Below are 1,093 nucleotides of genomic sequence, written 5' to 3'. Positions count from 1 at the left end.
GATGACCGAGGACGATTGCCTCTACGACTACGAGCTGGTCACGGACGCGGACCTGCGCCGGATCAAGCGGCGCGCGATGCGGGTCTTGGAACGTGTGCATTCCTCAACCGGCATGTACCACCTGACCGAAGAGACCCGCGCACGGCTGACTCCACTGCGGGGCGGCCTCCCCGTTGCTCGGGTCGCCACCGAGCACGAGGCCGACGAGATTGCCGCCGCGCTTCACGCAGAGATGCCGTGGATGGCGCCTGTCACGGAGGTGGTCTGGCAGGGCTTGCGGGCTTCTGCCCGCGACGAGCTGCCGGGCGCGCGGTTCACGCCGCTCGTGCTGGTCGGCTCGCCGGGCGTCGGGAAATCCTACTGGGCGCGGCGTTTGGCGCATCACTTGTCGGTTCCTACCACACAGATCGATGCGACGGGCGAGCCTGCGACCTTCGCGCTTGTGGGCTCCCAACGCGGTTGGAGTAGCGCTCATCCTGGCAAGGTGATGAAGACCATCTTGCAAGAGCGGCATGGCGGGCCACTCGTCATTCTGGATGAGATCGAGAAAGCGGGTGATACCTATTCCACGCGAGGGAGCCGTCATACCCTGACCGACGCACTGCTTCCGCTGCTGGAACGGATGACGGCGGCCAGCTGGGAGTGCCCCTTCTTCCAAGTCAAATTCGACATGTCCTGGGTCAACTGGGTGATGACCGCCAATGGCCGCGAAGGATTGCCGGAGCCGCTTCAAAGCCGGTGCGTGGTGCTGGACCTGCCGGATCTCACCATAGAGCAATTAAGCGTCTTTGCCCTCACCGAAGGCAGGCGACGTGGACTACCAGAACCTGCATTAGCGGCTCTGCTCGACGTCTTCGAGGGCGATGCCCTCGCCAACGCCTGCCTCAGCCTGCGGACAGTCAGCCGGATGCTGGACCGGGCCGAGACGCTTGCCCAACAACCGATGTTGAACTGAGGAGATCACGATGGACACGCTTACCATCCCATTTGACACCGGCCGCGTGGTGATCCTCGGAGACCTGCATTTGGACAGCTTCTATCGGCTCGCTGTCGACCCGATCGCGCTCCTGAACCGTGAATACGCGCTCCAAAC

Annotated in this window: 1 protein-coding gene; it reads left to right on the top strand. The window is 63.5% G+C overall.

Annotated elements, in window-relative coordinates; translation table 11 throughout:
- On the top strand, positions 1 to 955 hold a 955-nt coding region (locus tag V8J85_RS20005; protein ID WP_339955550.1), incomplete at its 5' end, for an AAA family ATPase.
- Positions 956 to 1,093 lie beyond the last annotated feature (138 nt).

Source organism: Yoonia sp. 2307UL14-13 (genome assembly GCF_037572755.1).
GTDB lineage: Bacteria > Pseudomonadota > Alphaproteobacteria > Rhodobacterales > Rhodobacteraceae > Yoonia.
The sequence above is the reverse complement of the archived record's forward strand: the minus strand, read 5'-3'. Positions and strand labels throughout refer to the sequence as shown.